Origin of the sequence: Pedobacter sp. V48 (assembly GCF_000523515.1) — a bacterium.
Lineage (GTDB): Bacteria > Bacteroidota > Bacteroidia > Sphingobacteriales > Sphingobacteriaceae > Pedobacter.
Genome location: NZ_AWRU01000022.1, coordinates 17,758 through 43,167, shown reverse-complemented (window position 1 = coordinate 43,167; position 25,410 = coordinate 17,758). Strand labels below are relative to the sequence as shown.

Here is a 25,410-nt window from a genome sequence, read left to right as displayed (position 1 = left end):
TATTATTGTATTAAATATGTATTGCTCTATTTTCTGTAGCTGCCATAGCCGCTTCTTTAAGGGCTTCAGTGTATGTTGGGTGTGCATGACAAATTCTTGCAATATCCTCAGCAGAAGCACGGAATTCCATCGCAACAACCGCTTCAGCAATCATATCAGCAGCCCGAGGACCAATCATATGAACTCCAAGGATCTCGTCGGTTTTAGCATCCGCTAATACTTTCACAAAACCATCAGTATCCATACTTGCTTTAGCTCTTCCACTTGCTTTAAAAGGGAATGAACCTGCTTTATATTGAACGCCTTTTTCTTTTAATTGCTCTTCAGTATAACCTACGGATGCAACTTCAGGCCATGTATAAACAACACCAGGAATAAGGTTATAATTGATATGTGGTTTTTGTCCGGCTAATCTCTCTGCTACATATACACCTTCATCTTCTGCTTTATGCGCAAGCATAGCACCTTTAATTACATCGCCGATGGCATATACTCCAGGTACCGACGTTTCAAGATGCTCATTAACCGGAATTTTATTTCCTCTCTCTTCAGTAGTGATGCCAATATTTTCCAAGCCTAAGCCGGCAGTATAAGCGGTACGTCCTACAGCAACAATGCAGTAATCAGCCTCAAGTTTCACTTGCTCACCCTTAGCATTATCAGCCGTTACAGTAACTTTTTTACCTTTTGTAGTTGCACCGGTAACTTTATGGCCCATATAAAACTCCATGCCTAAAGATTTCTTTAAAACACGTTGCAATTCTTTGCCCAAACCAGCATCCATAGTACCAATAATAGATGGCATAAACTCAACAACAGATACTTTTGTACCTAAACGAGCATAAACAGAACCTAACTCCAAACCAATTACACCACCACCAATAACAATCATTTGTTTAGGCACTTCTGTAATGGTCAAAGCTTCAGTTGAAGTAATGATGCGTTTTTTATCAACAGGTAAAAACGGAAGAGCAGTTGGTTTAGAGCCCGAGGCGATAATTACATTCTTAGCAGTTACCGTTTCAGTTTTACCATCAGCATTGGTAATTTTTATGGTATTCTTATCCACAAATGAACCTACGCCTTCAAATGTGTCAATTTTATTTTTCTTAAAAAGATATTGAATACCAGCAGTGTTTTGAGCAACCACATCATTCTTGCGGGCAATCATCTGCGGCATGTCAACTTTTAAATCTTTAAGATCAATACCATGGGTTTTAAAAGTATGAGCAGCATTATGATAATGCTCTGAAGAATCTAACAATGCTTTAGACGGAATACAACCAACATTTAAGCAGGTTCCACCAAAAGTTTTATATTTTTCTATAACTGCCGTTTTTAGGCCTAATTGGGCACATCTTATTGCTCCAACATAACCGCCCGGGCCCGAGCCAATTACAACTACATCGTATTGCATATTAAAGGTTTTTTTTATTAAACAAAGTTAGTAAACCTGAGGCAAAATCTGTCACTTATTAGCCTAAAACATTTCCATTTACTATATTTACTATTTATAACTTATTAACTTAAAATGGCCCGTATTAAATCCCTTTGGCTTGTTGCTATCCACATTTTTACATTTTCAGCTGTTTTTGCCCAGCAATCCGATTCGGCATATGTAAAAGAAAATTACACTAAGATTGAACGTAGTATTACCATGCGAGATGGTGTCAAATTATTTACTTCAATCTACATCCCAAAAGATAAGACAAAAAAGTACCCATTTCTGATTAACAGAACCCCATACACTGTTGCCCCTTACGGAGGGGATAAATACAAAACCAGTTTAGGTAATTTCCCTGCAATGATGAGAGAAGGATTCATATTTGTTTATCAGGATGTGAGAGGTAAGTGGATGAGCGAGGGTACATTCGACGATATTAGACCGCAGGTAGCCAACAAAAAAACTAAAAAAGATATTGATGAGAGCACTGATACCTACGATACCATTGACTGGCTTGTAAAAAATATAGAAAACAATAATGGCAAAGCTGGCATTTACGGTATTTCTTATCCAGGATTTTACTCTACCACCTCTTTACCAGGAGCACACCCTGCTTTAAAGGCAGTTTCCCCGCAGGCACCAGTTACCGACTGGTTCCGTGGCGACGATTTTCACCACAATGGAAGTCTGTTTTTAATGGATGCGTTTAGTTTTATGAGCACATTTGGCGTTCCAAGACCGCAGCCAATCACTCCAGACAAAGGGCCTAAAGGTTTCGAATTCCCCATACAAGACAACTATCGTTTTTACCTGGAAGCCGGATCAGTTAAAAACCTAAAGGATAAATACTTTGCCGATAGCATCAAATTCTGGAATGATTTATTTGCACACCCTAATCTGGATACCTTTTGGCAGGCAAGAAACATCCAGCCACATTTAGTCAATGTAAAACCTGCTGTTATGGTTGTAGGTGGTTTCTTCGATGCCGAAGATGCCTATGGTACATTTGCAACCTATAAAAGCATCGAGAAACAAAATCCAAAAGCAAATAACATTCTGGTTATGGGACCATGGTTTCATGGTGGATGGGTACGCAGTACCGGAAGCAACTTTGGTGATATTGAATTCGGGCAACCAACCAGCACATATTATCAGGAAAAATTTGAACTCCCTTTCTTTAAGCATTACCTTAAAGGAGAGGGTGATTTTAACGCAGCAGAAGCTAACATCTTTGTAACTGGCAGCAACGAATGGAAAAAGTTTAGTACATGGCCACCCAAAGATACAGAGACCAAAACGCTGTATTTGCAACCGAATGGGAAGCTAAGTTTTGAAAAAGTTAAAAGAACAGATAGCTGGGACGAATACGTAAGTGACCCTAATAATCCAGTTCCTTATCAGGACGGCGTTCAAGCTAAAAGAACACGTGAATACATGATAGACGATCAACGTTTCGCCGGCCGCAGACCTGATGTTAAAGTATACCAAACTGATACATTAACTGAGGATATTACACTAACCGGACCACTATTGGCTAATCTCGTTGTGTCAACAACCGGCTCAGATGCAGATTATGTTGTGAAACTAATTGATGTTTATCCTGAAAACACTCCAAACCCAACTACAAATCCAAAAAACCTGATTATGGGTGGTTACCAAATGCTGGTACGCGGAGAAATTATGCGTGGAAAATATCGCAATAGCTTTGAAAAGCCACAGGCCATCAATCCAGGCGAAATCACTAAAGTTAACTATGCCCTGCCTGACGTTGCGCACACTTTCAAAAAAGGTCACAGGATTATGATACAGATACAAAATTCATGGTTCCCATTAGCAGATAGAAATCCTCAAAAATTCATGGACATCTATCAGGCCGAACCAAGTGATTTCCAAAAAGCAACGCACCGCATTTTTCATGATGTACACAACTCTTCTTCACTAACTGTAACCGTACTAAAACAATAATTTAATGAAGAAGCTATTATTCAGTGCGATTGCGTTACTGTGTACTATAAATTTCGCAAAGGCGCAGCTACTTACCGGGACCGAAAAATCTTCCAGGGCTGATAGCCTTAGAGGTGCACTTACCCCATTAAGAACCTGTTACGACATCAATTACTACCACCTTGACGTTAAAATAAACATTGATAACAAATTCATCAGCGGAAGCAATGAATTTAAATTTACGGCTACTCAAAATTTCAACAAACTGCAATTTGACCTGTTCGATAACCTTAAGGTTGATAAAATTGTATTTAAGGGTGCGGAACTTCCTTACAAAAGAGAGTTCAATGCAGTATTGGTAACTTTCCCTACTGAGATTAAAAAAGGTGCAAAGGAAAGCTTTACTGTATATTATTCAGGCAATCCTGTTATAGCAAAGAACCCACCCTGGGATGGAGGCTTTATCTTTACCAAAGATAAGTCCGGCAATCCATGGGTTTCTGTAGCCTGTCAGGGTTTTGGCGCCAGTTGCTGGTGGCCTAACAAGGACCATCAAAGCGATGAGGTGGATAGTATGCTTATTAGTATAACTGTTCCTAAAGATCTTCAGGATATTTCTAATGGCCGCCTGAGAAGCGCTGTTCAAAAACCAGATGGCTACACACAATACAATTGGTTTGTAGCCAACCCAATTAACAACTATAATGTAACCTTTTATGTTGGCAAATACGCCCATTGGTCTGATCAGTACCAAGGCGAAAAAGGCAAGTTATCTCTTGATTACTGGGCACTTAAAGAGGATAGCCTAAAAGCACATCCCCATTGGGATGCAGATGTGAAACCCATGTTAAAATCCTTTGAGCATTGGTTTGGCCCTTACCCTTTCTATGAGGATGGCTACAAGCTAGTTCAGGCACCTCATCTGGGCATGGAGCATCAGAGTGCCGTTGCATATGGTAATCAGTTTAAAATGGGCTATCTTGGGAAAGACTTATCCGCCTCAGGCTGGGGTTTAAAGTTCGATTTCATCATTATTCACGAAAGCGGACATGAATGGTTTGGGAACAACATCACCTCTAAAGACATAGCCGATATGTGGATTCATGAGGCCTTCACAAACTACTCTGAAACCTTGTTCACTGAATCAGAACATGGAAAACAAGCTGCAACAGATTATGTTGTGGGTATAAGACATAACATCCAGAACGATATTCCAATTATTGGACAATATGATGTCAATAAAGAAGGATCTGGCGATATGTATTACAAAGGCGCAAACATGATCCACATCATTCGTCAACTGATCAATAATGATGAGAAATTCAGAAACATATTAAGGGGGTTAAACAAAACATTCTACCATAAGACTGTTACCACGCAAGAAGTGGAGAATTATATAGTAAAGCAAAGTGGCTTAAAACTAGATAAGATATTTGACCAATACCTTCGTTACCCAAATGTTCCTACTTTAGAATATAAAATTGAAGGTTCAAAATTATCATACAGATGGCTAGCCGATGTAAAGAATTTTGACATGCCGGTTAAAGTAAGCTTAAAAGAAAACACCTTTTCCCTCCTCCACCCAACTACTCAATGGAAAACAGCTGAATTGGGCAAAGGCGTAACGGCAAATACTTTCAAAGCAGATCGAAACTTTTATATTAAACTTAAAAAATCATAGATTTTTTTTTAAAGATGGTGCAACTAATTGCAGTTCTGTGCGTCATATAGAAAAACCTAAACAAAATGAAAAAAATAAGTTCAATATTAATCCTTGCATTCCTGGCATTGGGAACAGCAAGCCAAGCTTCTAATCTTACTGGCAAATCAACATATTACTCAAATCAACAGAGACAGGTAAGCAATTTTACAGGCATCGAAATTGGTGGTTCTATTAATGCAAAAGTTAAGCTTGGCAACACAGAAAGTCTTAGATTAGAAGGCGATCAAGAGGCAATAGACAACCTTATTACTGAGGTAAAAAATGGTGTACTGACGATTAAACCAAAAACAAAATGGAACGATTGGTTTAAAAAATTCAAAAACGCAAAGATCACAGCCTATATTACCGCAAAAAAGATCACGTCATTAGGATTGGGCGGATCCGGAAGTATAGATGTTGAGGGAACGATCAATTCTTCTTCATTGAGTGTTGCCGTAAGCGGTTCTGGCAATATCAAAGCATCAGCAAGTGTAAATAATTTCGAAGGCGCAATCAGTGGTTCAGGTGGGTTGTCAATTAGTGGAAAAGCCAAGAGTTCAGAAGTTGCCGTTAGTGGATCAGGTACATTCTCTGGAAAGAATTTCTCAGTAGAAACCATTTCAGCCCATGTAAGCGGCTCTGGAAATATTTACATTGATGCACAAAAAAGCATTGAGGCAGCAATCAGTGGATCAGGAAATATAAGCTATTCAGGCAATCCTACAGTTCAAAAAACGGTATCAGGATCTGGTAGCGTAAGAAAAATATAAACAAACACACAATCAAATAAAAAACCCCAATGCTTAAAAACATTGGGGTTTTTCTAATATAGTTTAACCTATCAAACGCCTAACAATAATCTAGCTGGGTCTTCTAACAATTGTTTAACCCTTACCAGGAAGCCTACCGACTCTCTTCCATCAATAATTCTGTGGTCATAAGATAAAGCCACATACATCATCGGACGAATTACAACTTCTCCTTTTTCAGCAATCGGGCGCTCAATGATATTGTGCATGCCTAAAATTGCAGACTGAGGAGCATTAATAATTGGAGTAGACATCATAGATCCAAACACACCACCATTGGTAATTGTGAATGTACCACCAGTCATTTCCTCAATAGTTAATTTGCTGTCACGCGCTTTAGTAGCAAGTTCGATAACAGTTTTCTCGATCTGAGCAAGGCTCATACTTTCTGCATTTCTAATGATCGGAACAACCAATCCCTTAGGTGCAGAAACCGCGATAGAGATATCAGCAAAGTCATTATAAACGATTTCTTCACCGTCAATTTTAGCATTTACGGCAGGGAAATCTTTTAATGCCTCACAAACAGCTTTAGTAAAGAAACTCATAAAGCCTAAGCCTACGCCAAATTTCTCTTTGAACTGATCTTTATACTTACCTCTCAAATCCATTATCGGCTTCATATTAACTTCGTTAAACGTAGTTAACATTGCGGTTTCGTTTTTAACTGTAACCAATCTCTTAGCAACTGTTTTACGCAATGGCGACATTTTCTCTCTGCGCTCATTTCTTGAACCTGCAACAGCAGTTACTGCAGGGGCTGCTTTAGGAGCAGGAGCCGCAGCTTTTGGTTGAGACTTCTCTGCAGCCACAGCATCTTCCTTGGTAATTCTTCCATCAACACCAGTTCCTTTTACAGAAGCAGGATCAACGCCTTTTTCAGCAAGGATTTTTCCGGCAGCAGGAGAAGGAGTTCCTGTAGCATAATTCTCACCGCTTTTTTCGGCAACCGGAGCAGCAGCCTTATCTGCAGCTGCAGCAGGTTTTTCTTCCTTAGCTGGTTCTTCTTTTGCTTTAGGTGCAGCTCCACCATCTTCAATTTTGCAAACTACAGCACCAATGGCCAGTGTATCGCCTTCGGCAGCTACTGTTTTTAAAGTTCCGGCTTGTTCTGCAGTTAATTCAAACGTTGCCTTATCAGATTCCAATTCAGCAATTACTTCGTCCATTTCAACTACATCTCCATCGTTTTTTACCCAACGTGATAAAACAACTTCGGTTATCGACTCGCCTACTGGCGGAACTTTTATTTCTATACTCATAACTGATGTATTATTTTTTCTAATCTACATTATAAACTTTACTCACTGATTTTTTAGCAATCTTTTTCTCTGTTTCAGTAACAGGGACTTCAAAAGCTTTAGCTAAAATATAAGCCTGTTGATCGGCATGTTGTCTTGCAAATCCTGTGGCAGTACTGCTGCTTTCTTTTCTTGAAATCAGCTCAATATCACTAAAGATAGTTCTTCTTAATTTACGTAACAGATATGGCCATGCGCCCATATTCTCAGGTTCTTCCTGTACCCAAACTGCTTCTTTAGCATTTTTGTATTTAGCATATACAGTTTCCATTTGCTCCAATGGCGTTGGATAAAGCTGCTCAACACGAACAATAGCAACATCTTTGATTTGATCTTTTTGTTGTTTTTCTAATAACTCATAATAGATCTTACCAGAACAGAACAATACTCTTCTAACATCAGTGGCTTTCACATTTTCATCGTTAATAACCTCTTGGAATTTACCATCAGTAAACTCTGAAAGTTTCGAAACACACTGAGGGTGACGCAATAAACTCTTAGGCGTAAACACGACTAAAGGCTTTCTGAAATCACGTTTAAATTGTCTGCGTAAAGCATGGAAGAAGTTTGCCGGGGTAGTACAGTTCGTTATCTGCATGTTGTAATCAGCACAAAGCTCCATAAAACGCTCAATCCTTGCAGATGAGTGTTCCGGACCTTGTCCTTCATAACCATGAGGCAACAACATTACCAAACCGTTCTCACGTTGCCATTTAGTTTCTGCACTTGCAATATACTGATCTACTACAATTTGCGCTCCGTTAAAGAAGTCACCAAACTGAGCTTCCCAAATCGTAAGCGCATTAGGATTAGCCATTGCATAACCATATTCAAAACCCAGTACACCGTACTCAGATAAATGCGAATTATAAATATCAAACGGAGCTTGTTGATCAGAGATGTTTGCCAATGGGATATATTCTTCCTCAGAATCTTCAAGGGTTATAACCGCATGTCTGTGAGAGAATGTTCCACGCTCTACATCCTGTCCGCTTAAACGCACCCTTTTTCCTTCAGCAAGGATAGTACCATAGGCCAATTGTTCACCCATTGCCCAATCGAACACATGAGTAGTATTTGCCATTTTACTACGCTCTTCAAAAAGCTTTTCAATTTTCTTAAAGAACTTTTTATTTGATGGAAGTGTACTTATTCTTTTCGCAACTTCAAGTAGCGTTGATTTTTTAACAGAGGTATTTGGAGAGGTTTCAAAATCCTTAGGTGTAGCTAAACGCATGTCTGACCATGCACCACCAAATTTCACCTCATGATAAGTAGAAGTTATTTCTTTTGCTTCATTTAAACGTTCCTGCAATATACCACGGAACTCTTTCTCCATTTCCTTAGCTAAACTTGCTTCCAGTTTACCTTCACCAATCAACTGCTGAATATAAATATCACGTGGGTTAGCATGTTTCTCTATGCTTTTGTATAGAAGTGGTTGAGTGAACTTAGGCTCATCAGCCTCGTTATGGCCAAATCTGCGGTAACATAAAATATCAATGAACACATCATTTTTATATTTCTGACGATATTCCATCGCCAAATTAATCGCATAAACTAAAGCCTCAGGATCGTCACCATTCACATGGAATACCGGCGATAATGTTACTTTAGCAATATCAGTACAATAAGTACTGGTACGGCCATCTTTATAGTTGGTAGTAAAACCAATCTGGTTGTTTATAATCAAGTGAATCGTTCCACCGGTTTTATAACCATCCAAGCCAGCCATCTGAATTACCTCATAAACAATACCCTGTCCTGCAACAGAAGCATCACCATGGATCAAAATTGGAGCAATCCGTGCATTGTCGCCACCGTATTTGAAATCAATTTTAGATCTGGTCATACCCTCAACTACCCCATTCACTGTTTCCAGGTGAGAAGGATTAGGGCATAAACTCAAATGCACACTGTTACCATTGTTGGTAGTCACATCAGTTGAGTAACCAAGATGATATTTCACATCACCTCCAAAAGGAGATTCTGCACTGTAACCCTTGCCTTCAAATTCAGCAAAGATATCCTTATAGGTTTTCTGCATGATATTGGCAAGAACATTTAAACGCCCTCTGTGTGCCATACCAATTACAAACTCTTCAATTCCAAGTTCTGCACCTTTTTCAATTACCGAATCCAGGGCAGGGATTAAAGCCTCAGCTCCTTCAAGAGAAAAACGCTTCTGACCAAGAAACTTGGTTCCAAGGAAATTCTCAAAGCTAACCGCCTCATTCAATTTCTTTAATATCCTTCTTTTCTCATCAATAGAGAAGTTTGGCGTATTACGTGCGCTTTCCATTTTCTCTTCGATCCATGAAAGAATTTCAGGAGTACGTACGTACTTATATTCTGCACCAATAGAGCGACAATAGGTTTGCTTTAAAAAAGCAATTATATCACTAAGCTTAGCCGCTCCAATACCAATCTCAATTCCAGAATTAAATACAGTGTCCAGGTCTGCCTTTGTTAATCCAAAGTTTTCCATGTCCAAAGTAGGTAAATGGTGACGTCTTTCCCTTACCGGATTGGTTTGGGTAAATAAGTGGCCACGCTGACGATAGCCATTGATTAAATTAAGAACATTAATTTCCTTTAAAAAATGCTCAGGAGTCTCTGAACTAACCGATGTTCCGGAAGACCCTCTTCCAAAATCAAAGCCTTCAAAAAACTTTTGCCAACCAAACTCAACAGAATTAGGATCTTGTTTATAAGACTGATATACGGATTCTATGTATTCGGCATTTGCGCCGTTGAGATAAGATAAATTATCCATTATGTGTGAATTGCTATAAGTGTTGCAAAATTAGGTTTTTTTACCTTAATAAACAGGTAAATTTCCTTATAAATCTTCAAGAAATTCAACCATATCACAAACATTTTTCAATGGTGTCAGTTGATCCTTTACAAGAATATCAAATTCTGATATCAAACTCCCTGCCACTAACAATGGCACGTTCAAATTATCCATCACCTTTCCTACAACTTTATTAATGTCCTTACCTAAATTTAAGGAGGTTAACACAATAAACGAATAATCTGGTTTATAAGCGGCCACAATTTTTTTCAGGTCAGCATAAGGTATTCCCGAACCAAGATAAAGTGTATCCTGCCCACAGTTTTTCAATAGAAATCTGGCGAATAGCAAACCAGCTTCGTGCATCTCTGCCTCTGGCAAAAAGAGCAGAAACCGTTTAGGCTCATCTTTATTTGGTTTTTCAACTTTATCGATCTCCACAATGATACGATCTCTGATCAGGTTAGAAGCAAAATGCTCATGAGAAGGGTCGATAGCACCCGTTTGCCAAAGCATCCCAACCTTCTTCATAAAAGGGAAAAGCACAAGGTCCATGGTTTTAATCAATCCCATTTCCTCAATGCATCCTCCTAAAGTATTGGAAAACGCTTCTTCATCATAGTCGATAGTGGCGTTAGAGAGGCTAAGCATCTGAACAGAATCATTGTTCCAATCTGCTTTAAGCTGAGTAACCAGGTCAGAGATCTGCTTCTTACTCATTTTGGCTATCTTACTGATCTTGTAGCCATTTTCATTAAGCGTAACAATATTTAAAAGGGATTTTAAATCCTCCTCATCATAATACCTGATGTTGGTCACAGTTCGCTTAGGCGGCACAAGATTGTACCGGATTTCCCACGCCCTGATGGTGTGCGCCTTTATGCCTATAAGGCCTTCTATATCACTAATGGAGAATTTTTTCACACTATATTGAACAACAAATGTTAAACAAGTTTGTTTAAAAAACAATTTTTGTTTAACATTTTTTTAATCAACTGTCCAAAAGCAGCAGTTATTAAACAATAATATCAGACAAGAGACGCAGCATCAGGAGATACTACATCCAGAATTTTCATTTGTTTATCAAGATCAAATGCGTTCTTCGATTTAAGGTCAAGGCCGGCGCCCGCAACATTTGCCCAGTTACCCCAATTACTCGCAGGAGCATAATCAATCAGCTTTTCTTCAAAATATGCAGCCCCAATTGTCCAATGAACTTTTAAAACATGAATCAGAAAAGTAGCAACAACTAAGCGGCCTGCATGAGGAATAAATCCAGTGTCATTTAGCTCCTTCATATATTTATCAACAAGCGAATGCTCTGTCTCGCCATCTTTCCATTTTTTTACCAAAGCCTCATCAACTTCAACAGGCGATAAAATCAGTTCTTCAAAATCTGGTTCCTGGAAAAACTTAATCCCATGTTTTTTAAACATAAACCTAAAGTAATCGCGCCAAAGCAATCCCAATAATATCTGATTAAAATTGGGATTGGCACCAAAGCTTGCTTCGGCCTCTTTAACCATCCAATAAACCTTTCTTGGTGAAAGACAACCGAACGAAAGCCATCCGGAAATTTTAGAAGAAAAACCCTGCTTGTCCGCAGCAACTTTTGAACTACTTTTAATATAAATATCTGATCCGGGTTTAAGCAACTCTGTTAGGTGCTCCAGTCCATCTAATTCTCCTCCTTTAGTGTCAGTATCAAAACTCACAAAACCGGCCTCCGCAAATCCCAACTCCAATAATGAAGGAAGCGCACCCCAATTCTCATTTTCAACAAAAGCAATCTCTAAAGGAGATTCATGGCAGGATTTCACAATCGCATCGCGCTCTGTTTTCTTTTTAAACTGGGTAAATACGTCTGGAATGTCTTTAATAGGAAAAGGTAAATCTTCTTTATTATAAAGCGTATGCCCAATAAAATGTTTTAGATTAATCCTTTGCTTCCACAAAGCATCCTCTACGTAAGTAGATATTATAGTTTCTTCTGGACCAACTTCTCTGTGATGATAAACCTCAGAAATTTCTAACTGCTCAACAATAGCTGGTATATGCTCTTCAGGTTTACCCTGTATCAGCAATATGTTCCCACCTAATTTTTGAAATGCTGTTCTTAATGATGAAACACTTTCTAATAAAAACCGCGCTCTGCGCGCTCCCGTTTTTTCTGTTTCGAACGAAGTACTCTCAAAATGTCGAGGATCAAAAAAATAAATAGGTAAAATACAGTCCGATTTAGCAATTGCTTCAACTAACATTTCATTATCATGTAAGCGAAGGTCATTCCTGAACCACACCAATATTTTCTTAGACTTCATTAACTTGCAACTGAGTTTTGTGTACTATTTACAAAAATATACGATTTTTTATCCGAATAAGAATCACAACCTCAATATTTACACTAGCGAAACAAATCAAAGGCATAAAAAGCGCTTTTCGCAAAACTTAAAGTTAAAACCATAGGTTATTAAAGTATGAAGAACCAAATCTTGATTACAGGAGCTACCGGTATGCTAGGCAAAAAACTAATAAATGCACTACATGAATCCGGGCATAAAGTTTCCGTACTAACAAGGAAAGCCACCAGCATAAAAAATGCAACTGTTTATCTATGGGATGTTTACAAACAGACCATAGATCCAAACTGTCTGCAAGGGATAGACACCATCATTCATTTGGCAGGCGAAAACATTGCAGAAAAGAAGTGGACAAAAGAACGTAAACAACAAATTATAGATAGCAGGGTAATGTCTGCCCAATTGCTTCATAAAACCATTAAGGAAACAAAGGCGCCTGTAAAAGCCTTTATTTCTGCCTCTGCCATCGGTTACTATGGAAATCGTGGTGATGAAATATTAACTGAAGAATCAGGAACCAGTACCGGCTTTCTTTCCAGGTGCTGTAAATTATGGGAAGAGGCCGTTGATGAAGGCGCCTCACCTGACCTGCGAATAGTTAAATTCAGAATCGGCTTTGTTCTTGGCAAATCAGAAGGTGGATTAGCAGCTTTAGAAAGACCTATCCGCTATTTTGCGGGCGCTCCTCTTGGTAGCGGGAAGCAATGGACCCCATGGGTACACGTTGATGATATTGTAAATATGTTTCTTACGGCAGTGGAGAATCCATCATATCAGGGTGCGTACAACGCATGTGCCCCTTTTCCGGTAACCAATGAAACCTTAACAAAGGCAATAGCAAAAACAATAAAACGCCCGGTATGGCCAATACATGTACCAGAAAAAGTGCTGGAAATGATTCTCGGAAAAATGAGTATCCTGCCCCTCATAAGTACAAACACATCTGCCCAAAAGCTCCTGGATGCAGGTTTTATATTTAAATACACGCACCTGGAAGATGCATTAACCGATATTTACAAGTAGTGAAAGAAGAAATAAACGTTTGCTGGTTTAGAAGAGATTTAAGGTTAGATGACAATGCAGCACTTTATGAGGCACTAAGAGGACCATACCCTGTACTGATCCTTTTTATTTTTGACACAAAGATCCTCAAAAAACTCTCAAACCAGGAAGATCCAAGAGTAACCTTTATACATCACACCTTACAGGAAATTCATTCCGAACTTGCAACACAGGGATCTACCATAGCCGTTAAACATGGTACGCCCGAGGAGGTATGGATTGAAATTTTAAAAAGCTACAATGTAAAAGCTGTTTATACCAACCATGATTACGAACCCAATGCAATTGAAAGAGATGATGCATTGGCAGAATACCTTGCATCGGAACAAATTGAGTTTAAAACATTCAAGGATCAGGTCCTCTTTGAAAAGAACGAGATTCTAAAGGCTGACGGAAAACCTTACACGGTTTTCACCCCCTATTTCAACCAATGGCGGGCAAAGCTTAATGAATTTTACATTAAGTCATATCCGGCAAGTAATTACTTCAGCAATCTTTTTAAAACACCCCCTCTTCCCATACCTACTTTAGCAGAAATCGGGTTCAAAGAGTCAGGCCAAAAGTTCCCCTCAAAACGCTTCAGTAGCAAGCTTACCGATTATGAAGACAAAAGAGATTTCCCTGCTGTTGATGCAACCACACATATCGGCATACATCTTCGCTTCGGCACAGTAAGCATCCGCGAGGCTGCACAACAAGCTTTAAAACAAAAGGCAGATAAGTGGCTATCCGAACTTGCCTGGAGAGATTTTTACATGATGATCCTCTGGCACTTCCCCAGAATCGTGCATCAGTCCTTTAAACTTGCTTACGACAATATCAAATGGCAAAACAACGAGTCAGACTTCGAAGCCTGGTGCGGAGGTAAAACCGGCTATCCATTGGTAGACGCCGGAATGAGACAGCTCAATCAAACCGGCTATATGCACAACCGGGTGCGCATGGTGGTAGCCTCTTTTTTAACTAAGCATCTATTAATTGACTGGCGCTGGGGTGAAGCCTATTTTGCAGAGAAGTTATTGGATTACGAAATGGCCAGCAATATTGGAGGCTGGCAATGGTCGTGCGGATGCGGGAACGACGCTGCACCATACTTTCGGGTATTTAATCCGGAACTTCAAGCCAAAAAATTTGATCCGGATCAGGCGTATATCGATCGATGGCTGCCTGAGTATAAACAACAAAAGCATGTAAAACCTATTGTTGAACATGCTTTTGCAAGAGAAAGAGTATTAAAAGTTTTTAAGGATGCTCTAAACGAATAGGTATATCCAGATTAACTCCCCAAATTAGTTGGTAACATCAACAATTTCGATATCAAAATCTAAACAGGCACTGGGTTGAATCTTCACTTCCCCCGTTGTTTGATCTGTACTCCCTGTAGTTCCATATCCCTCTGAAGATGGGATGAAAATTCTAACTTTTGCACCCTTTTTAAACTTCGTCAACACTTCCCAGCCAGAAATAACTTCCAGTAGTGTGGTTGAAAATGTTCCATCAGTATTAGAATCAAATGAAGTGCCATCAAGTGTGCGACCGGTATACTTGGCTTTTAAAGTAGAAGTAAGATCTATAACCTCAGTACCGGTACCTGCCTGTATAACAGAATAGTAAACTCCGGTTGAAGGATCTTTTGTAGCCGTTAAACCTTTTGATTGTATGAACTCTCTGATCCTTCTGTCATCCAATAATCTTTGCGATTTTTCAGGATAAGTAGTAACTGTAAATTCTATATTTTCATTTGAAGGGATGTTTAAAAGAGTTGTTCCATTTTTACCAAAGGCAAGGTACGAAGGCAATAAAATTCTTGCGACACCGCCTGGCTTAAGTGCCTGTAATACTTTCCTTAAACTTGGCAGCTGGATACCCACAGAGGCATTAGCTTTAACATAAGAAAAAGTACTAGCATACCCCACATAAGTTCCTAAGTTAGAAATAGCAGGAGTAGTATGATAATTAGTTCCGTTCAGCAACGATTTTACAGATACAGAATACAACACAGAATCAGTAGTCTTAAAAAGCTCTCCGGTTCCTTGTGTTTTAATCTGATAATAAAATCCTGTTTTATCAGGATCTTCTATTGCATCGGTGATATTATTGCTCGAGATGTAATCTTTTATTTTAGTATCATCTATACTTTGAATGGACTCATATTCCTTTTTACAAGAATTTAGAAGAATCAAACCCACTAGAAGAAAGGTATATGAGGTAATTTTTTTTAACATACTATTTTTGTTTATCTACTTTTTTAGCAACTTTTTTATAATCAATAATAAAATATAATACAGAATTTGCCGGTACTCCGGGAGTAGGGTAATTCTTATATGCCAGCTTTGAGGGCACCAGTAACTCTATCCGTCCACCTGGTTTAATTAAAGACAAACCTATTCTCCAGCCCGGCATTACACTTTCCCGAATAAACTTAAACGGATTATCAGCGGTAGCCTCACTAAAAACTGAATCGGTCATTAAGCGGCCTTCATACTCTACAGTTAAAGTATCAGTCGGGGCACGATCGTCGGCTCCTGTACCAGCGGCATCAATTCTGTAATAAAGCCCGCTCGTGTCTTTTGTTAAAGTAACGTCATTTGCCACTGCCCAGTCCTTAATTATCGTTTCATCAATCTCAAACTGAGCCTTTTCATCATAGACTTCAGGTTTTGTACACGCGGCTAAAACACCAACGATGATAGCTATCCCTAATAAAAGCCTATTTTTTAACATAATGCACAAAAATAGTCTTTTATTGGCGATAGAACAATTTTTAACCAATTTTAACAATTAACACAAAAAACGCCCCTAAATATTTTAGGGGCGCCCAGTTTATTTATGAAATGTTACTTCTAGTATAAAATAAGTTAGTAACAGTATCTATTTGCAGCTATCAGCTGCTGTGCCACACTTTGGCGAACATTTTTAACATTAAACGGCTCTGCTTTGGTAAATCTGCGCAAGCCAACCATCATCATTCTCAGTTCATCGCCTTCGGCAAACGCCCATAGTGCTTCTTTACCAGCCTTTTGAATCGCGTCAACAGCTTCCACAAAGTAGATGCGCATTAAATTCAATTGCCCCTCACATTCCTTTTCACCCCTGATACTTACGAGTTTCTCCGTTCTCAACATTGCCGATTCAGCTATATAAACATAGCTGGCCATATCTGCAATATTCATCAGAATCTCTTGCTCTTTAGACAAGCTCATCATCAGTTTCTGAACCGCAGCACCAGCAACCATTAATGTGGCCTTTTTAAGATTTTTAATGATCTTTTTTTCCGCAGCAAACAAAGTATCATCCTCTTCGCCAAAATCAGGGATGGACATTAATTCACCCGCAACAGCAGTTGCCGGAGTCATCAAATCCAACTCACCCTTCATTGCACGTTTCAACATCATGTCAACAGTAAGCAACCTGTTTATCTCGTTGGTACCCTCAAATATCCGGTTAATCCGCGCATCACGATAGGCCCTATCCATAGGCGCTTCTGCCGAGAATCCCATACCACCATAAATCTGCACACCTTCATCAACAACATAATCCAATGCTTCAGAACCCCATACCTTCAAAATAGCACACTCAACAGCAAACTGTTCTGTAGATTTTAATTTCGCCTTACCGGCATCCATTCCACCTGCAACCAGGGTATCATAAGCATCGTCGATATTCTGACCGGCACGGTAGTTAGCCGACTCCACAGCATAAACTTTAGAAGCCATCTCGGCCAGTTTATGACGAATAGCACCATATTTAGAGATAGGCCTTTCAAACTGAATACGCTCATTCGAATAATTAATAGCTGTATCTATTACAGATTTAGAAGCCCCGATAGCCGCAGCGGCCAGTTTAATCCTTCCTATGTTTAGGATATTTACAGCAATTTTAAATCCGTTTTCGCGCTCAGATAACATGTTCTCAACAGGTACAGGGCAGTCGTTAAAAAACACCTGTCTGGTCGAAGAACCTTTAATGCCCATCTTATGCTCCTCAGGGTTCATGGTAATACCCCCAAAGTCGCGTTCAACAATAAATGCGGTTAGATTTTTATCGTCATCAATCTTGGCAAACACGATAAACACATTGGCGAAACCACCATTGGTAATCCACATTTTCTGACCATTGATCACATAATGTTTACCATCAGCACTTAGTTTGGCTTTTGTTTTACCAGAGTTGGCATCAGAACCAGAATTTGGTTCAGTTAAGCAGTATGCAGCTTTCCATTCGCCAGTAGCCAGCTTAGGAATATATTTATCTTTTTGGGCAGGGTTTCCATAGTAAAGAATAGGTAGCGTACCGATTCCCGTATGAGCAGAAAGCGCAACAGCAAAAGAGTGACCGGCACCAATAACATCAGCAACCAGCATCGAGGTATTAAAGTTCTTCCCAAAACCGCCATATTCTTCAGGTATAGATACACCCAGAATACCCAACTCTCCGGCTTTGTCCATTAGCGTAGGCATTAATCCTTCCTCCTGCGTATCAATACGATCCAGATTTGGATATACCTCTGCTGCAAGGAAATCACGACAGGTTTGCGCAATCATTTTTTGCTCTTCATCAAATTCTTCAGGAATAAATACATCCTGATAAGTGGTTTCTGTTATCAAAAACTCTCCACCCTTAATAGTCTTTTTGTCTGTAGTTTCCATATACCTATAAGATTAAAGCATTTCAAAAATACCAGCCGCACCTTGTCCGCTACCCACACACATGGTTACCATACCGTATTTTTGTTTTCTTCTTTTTAATTCATTAAACAACTGTACAGATAGCTTGGCACCAGTACACCCAAGTGGGTGACCAAGTGCAATAGCACCTCCGTTAACATTTAAAATATCTTTATTGATGCCCAATTCCCTGACAACCGCCAGCGACTGTGAAGCAAAGGCCTCATTCAATTCAATCAATTCAATCTGATCTAGCGTCATACCCGCCTGCTTCAAAGCTTTAGGGATGGCATAGATAGGCCCAATTCCCATAATGCGTGGAGGCACGCCGGCAATCCCATAGCTAACCAAACGCGCAATAGGCTCAACACCCAGCTCTTTCATTTTCTTTTCAGAAACCACCAGTACAAACGCAGCACCATCAGATGTTTGCGAAGAATTACCCGCTGTAATACAACCATCAGCAGCAAACACAGGCTTTAATTTTGCCAGTTTCTCTATCGAAGTATCAGCCCTTGGCCCTTCATCAGTATCAACTACATAGCTCCTGGTTTTCTTTTTCATGTCAGCATCCAGATAGTTTTCATTTACGGTAATTGGCAAAAGCCCATCTTTCAAATGACCATTTTTAATGGCTTCAACAGCCTTCTGATGCGACTGATAAGAAAACTCATCCTGATCTTCCCTACTCACATTATACTCACGGGCAACTGCCTCAGCTGTTAAGCCCATCCCCCAATACCAATCCGGATTAACCCTAGCAACCTCGGCATTCGGAACAACTTTCCAACCGCCAAAAGGCATACCCGACATCACTTCAACGCCACCGGCAATAATACAATCGGCCATACCGCTTTTTATTTTAGCTACGGCAGTTGCAATAGTTTCTAACCCAGATGCGCAATACCTGTTTACAGTTACGCCAGGTACTTTATCTGTATCTAAACCCATCAGCGAAATCATACGACCAATATTTAGGCCCTGTTCTGCTTCAGGCGTGGCATTACCTACAATCACATCATCAATTTGCTCATTATCCAGATTGGGTATAGATGCTACTAAATGTCTGATTACTTCAGCTGCCAGATCATCTGCCCTCGTAAAACGAAATACACCACGAGGGGCTTTGCCTACTGCGGTACGATATCCTGCTATAATATATGCTTCTTGCATGTCTTATCTTTTTTAATCAAAAAATTAATTTCTTAATGGCTTGCCTTTAGTTACAATACTCTGGATACGCTCAAGCGTTTTCCTTTCGCCGCAAAGTGATAAAAACACTTCCCTTTCCAAATCCAGTAAATACTGTTCAGTTACTTCCGTTGGCGATGAAAGATCACCTCCACACATCACCCAACCTAATTTCTCTGAGATCTTTTTATCATGCTCGGAGATGTAATGACCTGAATACATGGTATTGGCACCTGCATAAACAATACCTAAGCCCTGTTTACCCAATACCTTGATATCCTTACGCTGAACCGGCTTGGTATAACCCGCATCAGCAAGCTCAATTGCCTTAGCCTTAGCATCAGCAATTAACCTGCTCCTGTTCATAGAAATAGAATACTTACCTTTTTGCAGATAACCCAGCTCAAAAGCCTCAACGGCCGAAGTAGAGACCTTAGCCATACCGATAGTTAAAAACCTGTCCTTAAGTACATTCTGAACAATCTGGTCATCATTATATTCATCCGATGCCCTTAACGCAAATTCTTTGGTACCACCGCCGCCAGGTATAACACCTACGCCAAACTCCACCAAACCCATATAGGTTTCGGCATTAAGCTGCACATGATCGGCATGTAAGCTGAACTCGCAACCACCACCAAGTGTGAGGTTATGCGGTGCAACAACTACCGGAATAGAAGAATACCTGATGCGCATAGAAGTATTCTGGAACGTCCTTATCGCCATATTTAACTCGTCCCACTCCTGCTCAACCGCCATCATAAAAATCATCCCTACGTTGGCACCGGCCGAGAAGTTTGCACCATCATTTCCAATAACCACCCCCCTGTAATCCTTCTCTGCCATATCAATGGCTTTATTAATGGCCTGCAAAGTATCGCCACCAATGGTATTCATTTTAGAATGAAACTCTACGTTAATAATTCCGTCGCCCAAATCAATAATCGATGCACCGGAGTTCTTCCAGATCACTTTGTTGGCCCTTAAATTATCAAGAATAATAAACGCTCCTGTACCCGGAACCGCTTTATAGCTCTTAGTAGGAATATCATAATATTTACGAACCCCATCCTCTACTTTGTAAAACGATGTATTACCTGCAGCAAGCATTTCATGAACCCAGGCCGCAGCCTCGTGGCCATATTTTTTCATGCCCTCAATAGATTCTGCTATACCTACGGCATCCCAAACTTCAAACGGCCCTAAGTCCCATCCAAAACCGGCACGCATGGCATCATCAATTCTATATAGTTCATCAGATATCTCCGGAATCCGGTCAGACACATATTCGAACAAACCAAAAAATGAAGCCCTGAAAAGCTCGCCTGCTTTGTCTTTACCCGCAGCAAACACCTTCATCCTATCTCTTACGTTCTCAATCGGTTTGGTCAAATCTAGCGTAGCCGATTTAACTTTTACCTGCGGTCTGTATTCCAGTGTTTTTAAATCAAGGGCAAGAATCTCTGTTTTGCCCTCTGCAGTTTTTGTTTTTTTATAGAAACCCTGGTTGGTTTTATCACCAAGCCATTTATTGGTTTCCATCTTTTCTACATATGCAGGAAGCTTAAAAAGATCGTGTGCTTTATCATCCGGACAATTATCATAAAGTCCTTTGGCAACCTTAATCATGGTATCTAGCCCTACCACATCAGTGGTACGGAAAGTTGCAGATTTTGGTCGGCCCAAAGCCGGACCAGTATATTTATCTACCTCTTCTACCGTCAGCTCCATCTTTTCAACCAGATGTAAAAGCGCCATAATAGAGTACACACCAACCCTGTTAGCTATAAATGCAGGCGTATCTTTACATAAAACCGTGGTTTTACCTAAAAACTTATCTCCATAATGCATCAGAAAATCTACCAATTCAGGTTTGGTATACGGAGTAGGTATAATTTCAAGTAACCTTAAATAACGAGGAGGATTAAAGAAATGCGTTCCGCAGAAATTAGCTTTAAAGTCATCACTTCTGCCCTCGGCCATCATATGAATAGGGATTCCAGAAGTATTGGAGGTAACCAAAGTACCTGGTTTACGGTGCTGTTCTACTTGCTCAAATACTTTTTTCTTAATATCCAGATTCTCTACCACAACCTCTATTATCCAATCGCAACCTGCAATTTTAGACATATCATCATCAAAATTACCAGTAGTAATTTTGTTAAGTACTTTTTTGGAATAAACTGGCGAGGGATTGGTCTTTACAGCAGTTTGCAATGCCGTATCAACTATACCATTTCTTGGCCCCTCCTTTGGCACAATATCTAACAACAAGACCTCAACACCTATATTTGCAAAGTGACAGGCAATACGCGATCCCATAATTCCGGATCCCAATACCGCTACCTTATTTATCTTTTTGTTTATCATTTCCATCAGTATATTTTTGCTTTTAATGATTATCAAGCTGTTATCTGGTTAGCCCTTATTTTCCCCGTTTTCTTCAGGTATTTTGTAAGCTAAAGTCAATTTATTTAATTTCTGTAAGGATAGTATTAAGTTGCTCTTTTCGTGGGAGTTTAGGTTTTCATTTAAATACTCATTAAATGAAATCACAACCCCTTTTGCAAGCTGTCTTTTCTCGCGACCAAAATCAGTAAGGTAAACTTTAACCGATCGCTTGTCCCCGGCAGAAGTTTCTCTGTATATCAACCCCAGTTCTTCCATATTGTTTAGCATTCTGGACAAGCTCGTTGCCTTGACCCCAAGTAAACCTGCAAGCTGAGAGACGGCCGTCCCCTCTTTATCAATATTAATTAATACATAACCAATTGCCTGTGTTATTCCGAATCCGGATGCGATCTGGTTATAGGTGTTGGCCATGTTTTGCCACACTACCTTTAAAAAATAGTCTATTGTCTCCTGTTGTTTCATTAAATACTATGCTTGCATAACAAAGCTATTGAAATAATAATTAGTTTGCAAGTATAATTTACAAAATATTATATCATAAAAAACCCCACTCTAAAACAATAGAGTGGGGTTTTTAAACTTAATACTGTTTCAGACTAGTAAAGCGTAAACTCTACCCTTCTGTTTTTCTGACGACCTGCTGCAGTTTTGTTACTTGCAATAGGCTGACTCTCGCCGTATCCAGTTGCCTCAACACGAGAAGCATTAGCCCCTTGAGACACTAAATAAGCTTTTACAGATTCTGCTCTGGCTTTTGATAATCTCATATTTAACGCATCAGATCCTGTATTATCAGTATGACCTGCTAATTTTAAACTAAAGTTTTTCTCAACCAATAGCGCAGCAACACGATTTAAAGTAGCATATGATTTTGATCTGATTGTAGCTTTATTCAAATCAAATTCTAAGTTTTTGATTGCATCAGCAACAACCTTACGGTCAGCTTCTGTAATAACAACTTTTTCAACCGGAGCTGGTACTTTTAATGGACATCCAGATCCATCAACTACAGTTCCTGTAGGAGTATCCGGACATTTATCCAATTTATCGGCAACACCATCACCATCTGTATCTTTCAGCAGATCGTTCATTTCGCCTCTTAATTTCTGGTTCTCAGCTTTCTGAGCTTCAAGATCGCCTTTCAAAGCATTGGCAGTTTGCTTAGCCTGTAAAGCCTCATCATAAGTTAAAGCTACAGGATTATGCCATGCAAGTTGTTTCTGACCGCTACCCAAAGCAAACTCTAAACCACCATAAGCGTATGAGTATTTGTCATTGCTTCCACGGAAGTAACCATCAAGATCATCATTATCAAGATAGTTCATAGTCCATCCCAAATCAAGGTTTATCCTGTCAGAAAGTTTGAATTTAGCACCGACACCAACCGGAATAACCAATTCGTTAAGCGTTTCACCATTTTTGTAGTCGGTTAAACCAGCACTACCTGTAGACGTTTTAACCTTGTAGCCAGCAACACCAGCACCCGCTGATGCATATAACTGCAATGCATTGTTTTTATTGAACATATCAATGTTAAACAAATTCACTACAGCATTTAAACTTGCTGAATAATCCAGAGTAGTTTCGAAAGCACTGATCGGGCTATCGTTTACCGCGCCACTTTTGTATGGTTCCGAATTATCACCAGTCAATTTACCTCTTACCCCATCTAAACGCAAAGAGAAATATGGCGTAAATTGTTTTTTAATGTATAATCCGTAACCGAAATTGCTTTTCCAGTTAGAGAAATCATTTTTGCCTCCCAATGGAGAAATTGGAGCTAATGCACCGCCATTTATACCAATAGACCACGTATTTAATTTATTTGCATCGCTAGTTGTTACCCGTGTTGAATCCTGAGCTTGGGCTACACCACCAACAAGCAGTGCTGCAACAGCTACGGGTAAACATTTAAATAGTCTTAGTTTCATAGATCGAGTTTTTAAATAATTATCGGAATCTTTTTAATTCCAGTTCAATTATTCAATACTCAGGCCAAACAGCCAAAACCACCTTTAACAATGTTTAAGAGGTAAAGGCACTGTGCTATATACTATACAAAATCTACCATGCCGCAATGCTATCATCGCCCCGAGGGTCGGCACCACCCTGATAATATCCCCACTTGGTTTTCAATATCGCATCTACCCTGCCAATTGGTCCACGAGGGACAATATTATACCCTTTAGCTTTAAGTTTTAGCGCAGTTAAACTATCAAGTGCGTTTTCTTCAGTATAAACCTCATCGGGCAACCATTGGTGATGAAACTTTTTAGCCGACACCGCCTGTTGCATATTTTTATCAAATTCTATTACATTTAATATCGTTTGAAAAACCGCAGTAATAATGGTTGAACCACCAGGCGTACCTACAACCATAAATAGCTTACCATCTTTTTCGATAATGGTTGGCGTCATAGAGCTTAGCATACGCTTGCCTGGGGCAATGGCATTGGCTTCGCCACCAACCAACCCATACATATTAGGCGTTCCGGGTTTCACGGAGAAATCGTCCATTTCGTTGTTCAACAAGAAACCCGCTCCTTTTACTACCACAGCTGCGCCGTACGATCCGTTTAATGTTGTGGTTATTGATACTGCATTTCCATCCCTGTCTACAATAGAGAAGTGTGTGGTTTCTTCATGTTCAGCGGTATTTAATTTACCTTCTTTAACTTCTGCACTTAGAGTGGCCTTGTTCCAGCTAAAGTTGTTCATCCTACTTTTTATATAAGCATTATCCAACAGCTGCTGCTCCGGTACTTTAAAAAAATCAGGATCTCCAAGATAGGCGGCCCTGTCGGCATATACCCTGCGCTCGGCCTCAACCACCAATTGAACTGTAGAATCAGCATTTAAACCCCATCTTTTTAAAGGATAAGTCTCCACCGATTTAAGCAACTGCAACAAAGCAATACCACCACTTGATGGCGGAGGCATTGTAATAATTTTATATTCTTTATAGTTACCCACGGTAGCTTTACGCCAAACTGCCTTGTAGTTCTTCAGGTCTTCTTTAGAGATAATGCCTTGTCCGCGCTGCATTTCGGCTATTAAACTATCGGCAACAGCACCTTCATAAAACCCGGCGCGACCATGATCTCTAATCTGCTCCAAGGTACCGGCCAGCTCTTGCTGCTGTAAAACATCACCCGCTTTCCAATCGCCCGCTTTCAAAAAAGCAGTACCAGCGGGATTGAATTTGGTAAACGTTTCTTGTAATCCGTTAAGCTCTCTGGCTTGTCTGGCACTTACTTTAAAACCGTTTCTTGCCAATTTTATAGACGGCTCAATTAAATCGGCCCATTTCAGCTTACCATATTTTTGATGTGCTTCAACCATTCCTGCTACAGAGCCGGGAACACCGGCAGCCAGATGGCCATATAAACTTTTGTCGGTAATGGCATTACCGGCAGAATCTAAGTACATGTCTCTTGATGACAATGCCGCTGCTTTTTCTCTAAAATCTAAACTATTGGTTTCTCCAGAAGCAGATCGATAAACCATAAAGCCGCCGCCACCCAGGTTACCGGCATTAGGATAAACTACTGCCAGAGCAAACTGTACGGCAACTGCAGCATCAACTGCGTTACCACCTTTTTTTAAAATAACGAGCCCAACCTTAGAGGCAAGCGGACTGGCAGAAACCACCATTCCGTTTCTATACTCGCTGCTGTTATGCTTTCCAAGCTGTCCTCCAACACACCCAGATAGCATTAAC

At 39.8% G+C, this 25,410-nt stretch carries 18 protein-coding genes; 5 read left to right on the top strand and 13 right to left on the bottom strand.

All coding sequences use genetic code 11. From position 1 onward, the window contains the following. Positions 1 to 10 precede the first annotated feature (10 nt). Positions 11 to 1,417 carry a dihydrolipoyl dehydrogenase gene (lpdA, locus tag N824_RS17495; protein ID WP_048906450.1) on the bottom strand — a complete coding sequence of 469 codons (1,407 nt, stop codon included), beginning with the start codon at positions 1,415 to 1,417 and terminating at the stop codon, positions 11 to 13. 114 nt (positions 1,418 to 1,531) lie between these two features. Here lpdA and N824_RS17490 point away from each other — a divergent pair, with 114 nt between their 5' ends. The 3 genes from N824_RS17490 (at position 1,532) to N824_RS17480 (ending at position 5,860) form a co-directional block, all read left to right on the top strand. After that, a complete protein-coding gene (locus tag N824_RS17490) occupies positions 1,532 to 3,409 on the top strand; it encodes a CocE/NonD family hydrolase (protein ID WP_048906449.1) in 1,878 nt (625 codons plus the stop codon). Between the two features lie 4 nt (positions 3,410 to 3,413). Continuing rightward, complete coding sequence (locus tag N824_RS17485) at positions 3,414 to 5,069, top strand: M1 family metallopeptidase (RefSeq protein ID WP_048906448.1); 1,656 nt, start codon at positions 3,414 to 3,416, stop codon at positions 5,067 to 5,069. Positions 5,070 to 5,134: 65 nt separating this feature from the next. Next, positions 5,135 to 5,860, top strand: a complete 726-nt coding sequence (locus N824_RS17480; RefSeq protein ID WP_048906447.1) for a head GIN domain-containing protein — start codon at positions 5,135 to 5,137, stop codon at positions 5,858 to 5,860. 71 nt (positions 5,861 to 5,931) lie between these two features. Here N824_RS17480 and odhB read toward each other — a convergent pair whose 3' ends face one another. The 4 genes from odhB to N824_RS17460 all read right to left on the bottom strand — a co-directional run bounded on the left by odhB (position 5,932) and on the right by N824_RS17460 (position 12,318). Beyond that, complete coding sequence (gene odhB, locus N824_RS17475) at positions 5,932 to 7,161, bottom strand: 2-oxoglutarate dehydrogenase complex dihydrolipoyllysine-residue succinyltransferase (RefSeq protein WP_048906446.1); 1,230 nt, start codon at positions 7,159 to 7,161, stop codon at positions 5,932 to 5,934. A gap of 19 nt (positions 7,162 to 7,180) precedes the next feature. Then, positions 7,181 to 9,976, bottom strand: a complete 2,796-nt coding sequence (locus tag N824_RS17470) for a 2-oxoglutarate dehydrogenase E1 component (protein WP_048906445.1) — start codon at positions 9,974 to 9,976, stop codon at positions 7,181 to 7,183. A gap of 66 nt (positions 9,977 to 10,042) precedes the next feature. After that, the gene (locus N824_RS17465) at positions 10,043 to 10,921 is read right to left on the bottom strand and encodes a MerR family transcriptional regulator (protein ID WP_084498374.1); all 879 of its coding nucleotides are present in this window, start codon (positions 10,919 to 10,921) and stop codon (positions 10,043 to 10,045) included. 104 nt (positions 10,922 to 11,025) lie between these two features. Continuing rightward, a complete protein-coding gene (locus N824_RS17460; protein ID WP_048906444.1) occupies positions 11,026 to 12,318 on the bottom strand; it encodes a DASH family cryptochrome in 1,293 nt (430 codons plus the stop codon). Positions 12,319 to 12,474: 156 nt separating this feature from the next. On the opposite strand from N824_RS17460, the gene N824_RS17455 reads away from it, so the two are divergent. Both N824_RS17455 and N824_RS17450 read left to right on the top strand, forming a co-directional pair. Further along, positions 12,475 to 13,380, top strand: coding sequence for a TIGR01777 family oxidoreductase (locus N824_RS17455; protein ID WP_048906443.1), 906 nt, complete (start codon positions 12,475 to 12,477; stop codon positions 13,378 to 13,380). Continuing rightward, positions 13,380 to 14,684 (top strand): deoxyribodipyrimidine photo-lyase, encoded by a 1,305-nt coding sequence (locus N824_RS17450; RefSeq protein WP_048906442.1) that lies wholly within the window; start codon positions 13,380 to 13,382, stop codon positions 14,682 to 14,684. Before N824_RS17455 ends, N824_RS17450 begins: the two co-directional genes overlap by 1 nt. Before the next feature lie 24 nt (positions 14,685 to 14,708). On the opposite strand, the gene N824_RS17445 is transcribed toward N824_RS17450, so the two are convergent. The 8 genes from N824_RS17445 to ggt all read right to left on the bottom strand — a co-directional run bounded on the left by N824_RS17445 (position 14,709) and on the right by ggt (position 25,406). Beyond that, positions 14,709 to 15,644, bottom strand: coding sequence for an FKBP-type peptidyl-prolyl cis-trans isomerase (locus tag N824_RS17445; protein ID WP_048906441.1), 936 nt, complete (start codon positions 15,642 to 15,644; stop codon positions 14,709 to 14,711). Position 15,645: 1 nt separating this feature from the next. Continuing rightward, on the bottom strand, positions 15,646 to 16,143 hold the full coding sequence (locus N824_RS17440; protein WP_048906440.1) for an FKBP-type peptidyl-prolyl cis-trans isomerase: 498 nt from the start codon (positions 16,141 to 16,143) through the stop codon (positions 15,646 to 15,648). A gap of 134 nt (positions 16,144 to 16,277) precedes the next feature. Further along, entirely contained in the window at positions 16,278 to 18,068 is a 1,791-nt protein-coding gene (locus N824_RS17435) for an acyl-CoA dehydrogenase family protein (protein ID WP_048906439.1), read from the bottom strand. Positions 18,069 to 18,080: 12 nt separating this feature from the next. Beyond that, a complete protein-coding gene (locus N824_RS17430; protein WP_048906438.1) occupies positions 18,081 to 19,259 on the bottom strand; it encodes an acetyl-CoA C-acyltransferase in 1,179 nt (392 codons plus the stop codon). A gap of 24 nt (positions 19,260 to 19,283) precedes the next feature. Beyond that, a complete protein-coding gene (locus tag N824_RS17425) occupies positions 19,284 to 21,647 on the bottom strand; it encodes a 3-hydroxyacyl-CoA dehydrogenase/enoyl-CoA hydratase family protein (RefSeq protein ID WP_048906465.1) in 2,364 nt (787 codons plus the stop codon). A 48-nt stretch (positions 21,648 to 21,695) separates the two neighbouring features. After that, positions 21,696 to 22,151, bottom strand: a complete 456-nt coding sequence (locus N824_RS17420; protein ID WP_048906437.1) for a MarR family winged helix-turn-helix transcriptional regulator — start codon at positions 22,149 to 22,151, stop codon at positions 21,696 to 21,698. A gap of 134 nt (positions 22,152 to 22,285) precedes the next feature. Further along, positions 22,286 to 23,620: a DUF6089 family protein gene (locus tag N824_RS17415; RefSeq protein ID WP_048906436.1), complete on the bottom strand. Its 1,335-nt coding sequence runs from the start codon at positions 23,618 to 23,620 to the stop codon at positions 22,286 to 22,288. A 133-nt stretch (positions 23,621 to 23,753) separates the two neighbouring features. Further along, on the bottom strand, positions 23,754 to 25,406 hold the full coding sequence (ggt, locus tag N824_RS17410; RefSeq protein ID WP_048906435.1) for a gamma-glutamyltransferase: 1,653 nt from the start codon (positions 25,404 to 25,406) through the stop codon (positions 23,754 to 23,756). Positions 25,407 to 25,410: the final 4 nt, after the last annotated feature.